This window comes from Kitasatospora sp. NPDC097691 (assembly GCF_040302665.1).
Taxonomy (GTDB): domain Bacteria; phylum Actinomycetota; class Actinomycetes; order Streptomycetales; family Streptomycetaceae; genus Kitasatospora.
Window position 1 is genome coordinate 300,207 of sequence record NZ_JBEORY010000001.1, and the last position, 7,337, is coordinate 307,543.

Annotated in this window: 8 protein-coding genes; 3 read left to right on the forward strand and 5 right to left on the reverse strand. The window is 73.2% G+C overall.

Translation table 11 applies throughout. From position 1 onward, the window contains the following. Positions 1-34: 34 nt before the first annotated feature. Positions 35-598 (reverse strand): TetR/AcrR family transcriptional regulator, encoded by a 564-nt coding sequence (locus ABTY56_RS01315; RefSeq protein WP_350625219.1) that lies wholly within the window; start codon positions 596-598, stop codon positions 35-37. Between the two features lie 102 nt (positions 599-700). Here ABTY56_RS01315 and ABTY56_RS01320 point away from each other — a divergent pair, with 102 nt between their 5' ends. Continuing rightward, the gene (locus ABTY56_RS01320) at positions 701-1,183 is read left to right on the forward strand and encodes a nuclear transport factor 2 family protein (RefSeq protein WP_350625221.1); all 483 of its coding nucleotides are present in this window, start codon (positions 701-703) and stop codon (positions 1,181-1,183) included. A 207-nt stretch (positions 1,184-1,390) separates the two neighbouring features. Beyond that, complete coding sequence (locus tag ABTY56_RS01325) at positions 1,391-2,443, forward strand: hypothetical protein (RefSeq protein ID WP_350625223.1); 1,053 nt, start codon at positions 1,391-1,393, stop codon at positions 2,441-2,443. A 49-nt stretch (positions 2,444-2,492) separates the two neighbouring features. On the opposite strand, the gene ABTY56_RS01330 is transcribed toward ABTY56_RS01325, so the two are convergent. Both ABTY56_RS01330 and ABTY56_RS01335 read right to left on the reverse strand, forming a co-directional pair. After that, entirely contained in the window at positions 2,493-3,113 is a 621-nt protein-coding gene (locus ABTY56_RS01330) for a hypothetical protein (RefSeq protein ID WP_350625225.1), read from the reverse strand. A gap of 100 nt (positions 3,114-3,213) precedes the next feature. Then, on the reverse strand, positions 3,214-3,744 hold the full coding sequence (locus tag ABTY56_RS01335) for a MarR family winged helix-turn-helix transcriptional regulator (protein WP_350625227.1): 531 nt from the start codon (positions 3,742-3,744) through the stop codon (positions 3,214-3,216). An 83-nt stretch (positions 3,745-3,827) separates the two neighbouring features. On the opposite strand from ABTY56_RS01335, the gene ABTY56_RS01340 reads away from it, so the two are divergent. Further along, the gene (locus ABTY56_RS01340; protein WP_350625253.1) at positions 3,828-5,228 is read left to right on the forward strand and encodes an MFS transporter; all 1,401 of its coding nucleotides are present in this window, start codon (positions 3,828-3,830) and stop codon (positions 5,226-5,228) included. 10 nt (positions 5,229-5,238) lie between these two features. Here the strand turns inward: ABTY56_RS01340 and ABTY56_RS01345 are convergent, their stop codons facing one another. Next, a complete protein-coding gene (locus ABTY56_RS01345) occupies positions 5,239-6,132 on the reverse strand; it encodes an alkaline phosphatase family protein (protein WP_350625229.1) in 894 nt (297 codons plus the stop codon). A gap of 79 nt (positions 6,133-6,211) precedes the next feature. After that, complete coding sequence (locus tag ABTY56_RS01350; RefSeq protein ID WP_350625231.1) at positions 6,212-7,207, reverse strand: phospholipase D-like domain-containing protein; 996 nt, start codon at positions 7,205-7,207, stop codon at positions 6,212-6,214. Positions 7,208-7,337 lie beyond the last annotated feature (130 nt).

A 7,337-nucleotide genomic window follows, 5' to 3' on the forward strand; every position in this document is an offset into this window, starting at 1 on the left:
ACCGGGCCCGGCCTGCCGCCCGATCCCGGCCGGATCAGCTCGCGAGGGCCGTGTCCAGCAGCAGCCGGGCGGCCTCCTTGGCGTCGGCGGCCGCCGTCGGGTCGCCGTGGACGGCCGCGGTGGTGATGGCGCCCTCGGCGAGCAGGGTCAGGTGCGCGGCGGTGGCGGGTGGGGCGCCGGCGGCCTCGGTCAGGCCGGCGAGGAAGCCGCTGAACTCCTCCTTGTGGTGCCGTGCGACGGCCGCCACGACGGGCGTGGTGGCGCCGAGTTCGCCGAAGGAGTTGACGAACGCGCAACCGCGGAAGCCCGGTTCGGCGAACCACAGGCCGAGCCAGTCGAAGACCGCGAGCAGCTGGTCCCGGGGCGGGCCTCCGACGCCGGAGACGTGCGCGGCGAGGCTGTTCCGCCAGCGGCCGTCGCGGCGCAGCAGGTAGGCCTCGACCAGGTCGTTCTTGGACGGGAAGTGCTGGTACAGGCGGCGCATCGTCATGCCGGAGGCGGTCCGGACGGCGTCCATGCCGACCGCCTGGATGCCCTGCCCGTAGAACAGCTCCTCGGCCGCGTCGAGGATGCGGGTCCGCGGGTCTTCGTGCTCCATCTGCCGTGCCCTTTGCGCGAGAACGATAGTTCTCCTATCGTAACCACTGAAGTGAGAACGATCGTTCTCGCTCGCGGAGTACCCGTCCCCAGGAGTTCACTCATGGCCGACCAGCACGACGGACAGCGCCCGCCCCTGCCCCCGTTCACCGAGGAGACCGCCCGGCAGAAGGTCCGGGCCGCCGAGGACGCCTGGAACACCCGCGACCCGCGGCGCGTCGCCCTCGCCTACACGCCCGACAGCCGCTGGCGCAACCGCGCCGAATTCGTCACCGGCCGCGAGCGGATCGCCGAGTTCCTCACCCGCAAGTGGCACCGCGAGCTCGACTACCGGCTGATCAAGGAGCTCTGGGCGTACGACGGCGACCGCATCGCGGTCCGCTTCGCCTACGAGTGGCGCGACGACGCCGGGCAGTGGTACCGCTCCTACGGCAACGAGAACTGGGAGTTCGCCCCGGACGGACTGATGGCCCACCGCCACGCCTCCATCAACGACCTGCCGATCACGCCCGAGGAGCGCCTGTTCCACTGGCCGCTCGGCCGCCGCCCCGACGACCACCCGGGCCTCACGGCGCTCGGCCTCTGAGCCGCACGAGCCGTACGCTCGGGGCCCGGGGGCTCTGCCGGGCCTCCGGCCGACGGCTGCTGACACCGCGTCGGCGACCGGGCGCACGCGCGTGACAGGGCGTCCGACCACACTGTTCCACGGCTGTGACACACCGCGAACCGGTCATTGACCTGGCGCTGGGACGCTTCGTTCTCGTAAGCGAACAGCACCCGAGGGGGACCTGGAATGTCCGTGCGCAACAGATTCGGCACCGTCGCCGCGATCGCCCTGATGACCACCGTCGGCGCGGTCCTGCTCTCCGCCTGCGGCCCCGAGAGCTCCGACTCCGGTCCCACCGCGGCTCCGACCGGCGCCGCCCCCGGTTCGGCGGCGCCGGGGACGGCCGCGCCCGGCACGGCCTCCCACTCCGGCAGCCCCGCGCCGGGCGGCAAGGAGGTCAACGGCACCTCCGCCGCCAACCACCTCACCATCAGCACGGGCACCCAGACCGTCGCGATGAACGGTGCCACCGTCGACTTCGGCACCACCGTCCGCGACCTCGCGTGGTCGCCCGACGGCAAGAAGGCCGCGTTCGTCAACGGCAACGGCGACCTGGTGACCGCCAACCCGGACGGCACCGGGAAGGTGACCCTCGCCAAGAACCCCGGCGGGGAGACCTGGTCCCACCCCACCTGGCAGCACGCCACCACGGATCCCAGCGTCACCACCGTCCCCGGCGCCCTCGACCGCTTCGACACCATCGTCTTCGCGAGCAGCAAGGGCGGTGCGCTGAAGCTGGAGAAGGTGCCCACCAAGACCCCCGGCGCCACCCCCGAGGTGCTCACCCCGCACAACTCCGAGGGCGGCTCCGAGGACATGCCGCAGCCGCCGCAGACCGGCAACACCTGGGCCAACGCGGGCGGCCACCGCGGCGAGATCGCGTACGCCAACACCCCGGCCAACGAGGTGTACATCTACGACGACTACATCCGGCCCGCGACGCGGGAGATGGGCAAGGGCTCGCAGCCCGCCCTCTCCCCCGACGGCGAGCACCTGGTCTTCGTGCGCTCGGTGAACGGGCACGACCACCTGTTCACCCGCTCCACCCAGTTCGACCAGAAGGCCGAGAAGGACCTCACCCCCTCGGCCACGACCGACTACACCGAGCCCGCCTGGTCCCCCGACGGCAAGACCATCGCGGCCCGCACCCCGGACGGCGTCAGCACCGTGCCCGCCGACGGCTCCGCCGCGCCGGCCCAGGTCTCCACCGTCAAGGGTCTGCCCGCCTACCGGCCGTAAGCGGGCAGTGCCGCGAACGGGCGACCGGCCGCGAACGGGCCACCGGCTGTCACCCGATCGCCGGCCCCGTGCCCGCCTGCCGCACCCGGCCGGGCTTCGCCAACTCGGCGCGCAGCTCGGCCAGGTGCTCGTCGGCCGACTCGTGCGGCAGGTACTCGACCAGGTCGAGGAAGCGGAACAGCACCCGGGTCTCGGTGACCGCGTACTCGTAGTCGCCGAACCCGACCACGGCGCCCAGCCCGCCGCGCGCCGCCCCGCGGACGGCGGCCGACGTCAGCTCGTCGGCCGCGTCCTCGGCGGTCACCCGCCGGCGGGCGTTCGGGCGCGCCAGGTAGGGGCAGACCATTGACGCGTAGAGCATGCAGGCGCGGTGCCCGGGGCCCTCCATGGTCGGCGCGAGGTTCCGGTACGGGCGCCCGGCCGCGAACGCCTCGGCGATCGCGGCACTCTCGGCGGGCCCCACGACCCGCCACACCGGTCCGCGCTCCATGAACCCGCCGCACACCGAACAGCGGCGCTCCAGCGCACAGTTGGCGCTGCGCCCGTGGTCGGTCAGCGCGAACTGGGGCTCACCCCCGCGCCACGGCGTGATCGCCGGCACCGGGTACCCCCGCCCGTCCCGGGGCCGCGCCCCCACACCGTCCGGCATCGGCACAAGTTCGAATCGCACGGCCCTATCGATACCAGGACCGGGCCCGCCTGGTCGACCCCCGGCCGGGGCCGGGGCGCCACCGCGACGGCCGCGCCCCCAACCTCACAGGTCAGTACACCTAGCCCTCCGCCGCCGCCTCCTCCTGGGCGAGCATCACCTTCCGCAGCAGGTCCGACAGCGTGCGCCGCTCGTCGGCGGAGAGCACGCCCAGCAGTCGGCGCTCCTCCCGCCCGACCACGTCGAGGGCCTCGTGCCAGGCGGCGCGACCGGCGTCCGTCAGCGCGATGTCGACCTTCCGGCGGTCCGCGGTCGAGGGCGTGCGCACGACGAAGCCCCGCCGTTCCAGGGTCTCCAGGCGGCCGGTGATCGACGCCGGGGCGAGGTTGAGGTCGGCGCGGAGGTCGGAGGGGGCGGCGTGGCCGCCGAGGCCGGCGAGGACGTGCAGGGTGTCGAACTCGTGCTTGTGCAGGCCGTAGTCGGCGACGCCCTGTTCGCGGACCCGGCCGAGGTGGCGGGTGAGCCGCGACATCCGGGTGACGGCGGCCTCGATGTCCGGGTCGAGGTCGGGCAGCACCGGCTGCCAGCGGTCGACATGGCCGTCCGTCCAGTCGCGGGGCGGGGTGTCGTGCTGGTGGGGGTGCTCGGCCATGTCAGGAGTCTACAAACCCTAAAGCAACGGTGCCGAAATATTCGTTGCCAAAATTTCGGCACCAAAATACAGTGCGCCGCGTGATCGAACACCCCTTGCGCCTACCCGGCTTCCGTCTGCTCTTCGTCGGCCGAACGATCTCCACCCTCGGCGACGCCGTCGTCCCCGCCGCCCTCGCCATCGCCGTCACCCGGGCCACCGGCTCCTCCGCCGCGCTCGCCCTGGTACTGGGCTGCGCGATGGTGCCGCGACTGCTGCTGCTGCCGTTCGGCGGCGTGGCCGGCGACCGCTTCAACCCGCGCCTGGTCGCGCTCACCACCGACCTGGTGCGGGCCGTCGCCCAGCTGCTCGTCGGCCTGGAACTGCTCGGCGGGCACCCGAGCCTGCCGCCCATCGCGATCGCCTCCGCCGTCGGCGGCGCCGCCTCCGCCTTCGCCATGCCCACCGCCTCGCCGCTGGTCGCGGCCACCGTCCGGGGCGAGCAATGGCTGCGGGCCAACGCCCTGCTCGGCACCGCCGGCGGCGCCGCCCGCCTGGCCGGCCCGGCCCTCGCCGGGGTGCTGGTGTACACCGCGGGGCCCGGCTGGGCGTTCCTGCTGGACGGCGCCTCCTTCGTGCTCAGCGCCGCACTGCTCACCCGGCTCTCCGTCGACCCCGCCCACGACCCGGCCCAGGACGCCGACCGCGCCCCGGGCGAACCGCGCTCGCTGCGCCGGGACCTCGCCGAGGGCTGGAGCGAGGTGCGCGCCCGGGACTGGTACTGGACCAGCCTGATCGCCCACGGGATCTGGAACGGCACCAGCGCCGTGCTGCTCACCCTCGGCCCGCTGATCGCCGCCACCCGCCTCGGCGGAGACGGCGCCTGGGTGGCCGTGACCCAGGCCGGGGCGGTGGGCCTGCTGGTGGGTTCGCTGATCGCCGGACGGCTCCGCCCCCGCCGCCCGGTGCTGGCCGGCAACCTCGCCCTGGCGCTGTACGGGCTGCCGATGCTCGCGCTCGCCATCCCGGCCCCGGCGCCCGTCGTGGTGGCCGCGCAGGCGGTGGCGATGACCGGGCTGGGCTTCCTCAACCCGCTGTGGGCGACGGTGGTGCAGCAGGACTTCCCGGCCGCGACCCTGGCCCGGGTCACCTCGTACGACTGGCTGCTCTCGCTGGGCGCGGCCCCGATCGGGTACGTCCTGGCGCCGCTGGCCGCCGACGCCTGGGGCAGCCGGGTGCCGCTGCTGGCGGCCGCGGCACTGGTGACGCTGGTCTGCGCGGGCACGGCGGCCGTGCCGGGGGTCCGCCGGCACGGCACGCGGCCCGCAGCCGAGCCGGCCCGCGAGCCCGTGACCGCGGCCGGGAGCGGGAACGGGAACGGAGACCCGGCCGGAACCGAGCCCGGGCCGACGGCCGAACGGCCACCGACCCGGGCTCGGGAACGCGCACAGGATCAGGTGCAAAACCAGGACCAGGACCAGGCGAGGGCCCGGATCACGCCCTGACCGCTGCCGCTCAGCTCCAGATGCCGGTGATGTCGCTCGCGGTGGCCGCGTTGCCCGCGTGGCCACTGGCGCCGGCCAGGTCCTCCAGGGTGCGCAGCACGTTGTAGTGGTTGTAGGTGGTCGAGGAGCTGCTGCCGGGGGTGACGTGGGCGCCGTAGACCACGGTCGGGATCCGGTTGCCGGAAAGGCTGTTGTCCTCGTCGAAGGTGACGACCAGCAGGCTGTTGTGGGTCTGCGCCCACGTGGCGTAGGCACCGAGGTTGTTCTTGATCCAGGTGTCGCCGGTGCCGACCGAGCAGTCGTGCATGTCGCTGCAGAGGTTCGGCACCACGAAGGAGACGTTCGGGAGGGTGCTGTAGTCGGTCGGGAACTGCGCGAAGGTCTTGGCGCTGCTGAGCGGGACGTTGCCGAAGCCGAACCACGGGTTGTGCTTCTGGGCGTACTTGCCGCTGCTGCACACGGTGCTGCCCTGGCTGGGCAGGGTCTCGTTGTAGCTGGCCCAGCTCTTGCCGGCGGCGATGACCTCGGAGGCGAGGTTGGCGCTCTGGAAACCGCCGACCTTCACGCAGCTGTCGTCGACGCGGCCCTGGGTGGAGCCGGAGAACAGCGCGTAGTAGTTCGGCTCGCTCGGGTGGGTGATGCCGAAGGACTGGGTGAGGTTGGCGCCGCCCGCCTTCAGGGAGTTGAGGTACGGGGCACTGCTGCTGCCGATGACCTGGGTGTAGGCGTGGTTCTCCATCACCACGACGATGATGTGGTCGGGCGTGGGCAGGGCGGCCGCCTGCGCGGTGGTGGCGGTCGCCGCCCACAGGCCGGCCGAGGCGGCGACCAGGGCGACGGCGGAGCCGATCGCGGTGGCGGTGCGGCGGGAGCGGGGCTTCCGGGGCTTTGTGGACGAAGTCATGACAAATCCTTGGGTGAGGAGCGGCCCGGCGAGCCGCTCGGCCTGGGGGTGGGAGCTTTTCTCGTACGGCTGGTGACGGCTAGTAGGGCGTGCCGCCGGCGAAGTCGCGGGCGACGGTCGACTCGATGGTGGCGAGCACCCCGGCGTCGGTGGTGATCAGGCCCAGCTCGCGGTTGTGGTTCAGCGAGTTGTCGGAGAAGTTCTCCGACCCCGCGAACACCTTGGCCGACGCCGTGCCGTAGTCGGCGACGATCGCCTTGGCGTGGACGTACAGCCCGGTGGTCGACGAGTAGGTGACGACCGCGCCGCCCGCCGCGGTCACCTGGTCGAAGTAGTCGGCGTACGAGCTCGGGTTCATGCCGACCACGCGCACCGTGACGCCGCGCGCGGCGGCCGCGGCGACGGCGTCCACCAGGGCCGGGTCGCCGAACTCCAGCTGCTCCAGGTCGAGGCTGGTCCGCGCGCCGTTGATCAGGGCCAGCAGCCGGGACTGCGAGTCGGTGGGCGACCAGACCAGGTTGTCGCCGTCGGTCGGGGTGACGGCGGTCCTGGCGTAGTCGGCGGCGAAGACCCGCTCGATCGCGGCGACGTCGTTGGCGTCGGTGTCGACGACGCCGTAGTCGCGGTCGTTCGCGTAGTAGGTGGAGTCCAGGTTGCCGGTCATGATCAGCGACGTGGCGCCGTCCACCGTGACGGTCTTCTGGTGGGTGTAGACGAAGGCCGTGGAGGAGTACGTCACGCCGACCCCGGCGGCCCGCAGGGCCGAGTAGGCGGAGCCGTTGACGGAGGTGTGCGCACCGTCCAGGATCACCCGGACCTTCACCCCGGCCCGCTGACGGGCGATCAGGGCGTTGACGGCGGTGGTGTCGCGCAGCTCGTACATGGTGACGTCGACGGACCGCGTCGCCGAGGTGATGAGGTTGTCGACCACGGTGTGGTCCTGGTCGGGGAAGACGATCGCGGTGTACGCACCGGAGGCGGCGGTGGCGGCCCGGGCGTTGCCGGACAGCGGTATCAGACCGGCGGTGGCGAGCAGCACGGCGCCGGCGCGGCGCGCCAGGGAGGACAGGGGCATGGGGAAGCTCCGTGGTCGGCGAGGGGAGGCTGGCGAGCGGAAGCTGGTGCGGGGCGGCGCTGGGGGCGGAGAGGCTGTCGAGGGGTTCCGGCGGGGAGGGAGCCGACGCGGGGAGCGCACCGGAACGCGC

What these genes read in the sequence shown, in the direction of transcription:
- ABTY56_RS01345 (WP_350625229.1), bottom strand. Translation starts at nt 6,132, where the DNA reads ATGACTTCGTCCACAAAGCCCCGGAAGCCCCGCTCCCGCCGCACCGCC.
- ABTY56_RS01325 (WP_350625223.1), top strand. Translation starts at nt 1,391, where the DNA reads ATGTCCGTGCGCAACAGATTCGGCACCGTCGCCGCGATCGCCCTGATG.
- ABTY56_RS01315 (WP_350625219.1), bottom strand. Translation starts at nt 598, where the DNA reads ATGGAGCACGAAGACCCGCGGACCCGCATCCTCGACGCGGCCGAGGAG.
- ABTY56_RS01350 (WP_350625231.1), bottom strand. Translation starts at nt 7,207, where the DNA reads ATGCCCCTGTCCTCCCTGGCGCGCCGCGCCGGCGCCGTGCTGCTCGCC.
- ABTY56_RS01320 (WP_350625221.1), top strand. Translation starts at nt 701, where the DNA reads ATGGCCGACCAGCACGACGGACAGCGCCCGCCCCTGCCCCCGTTCACC.
- ABTY56_RS01335 (WP_350625227.1), bottom strand. Translation starts at nt 3,744, where the DNA reads ATGGCCGAGCACCCCCACCAGCACGACACCCCGCCCCGCGACTGGACG.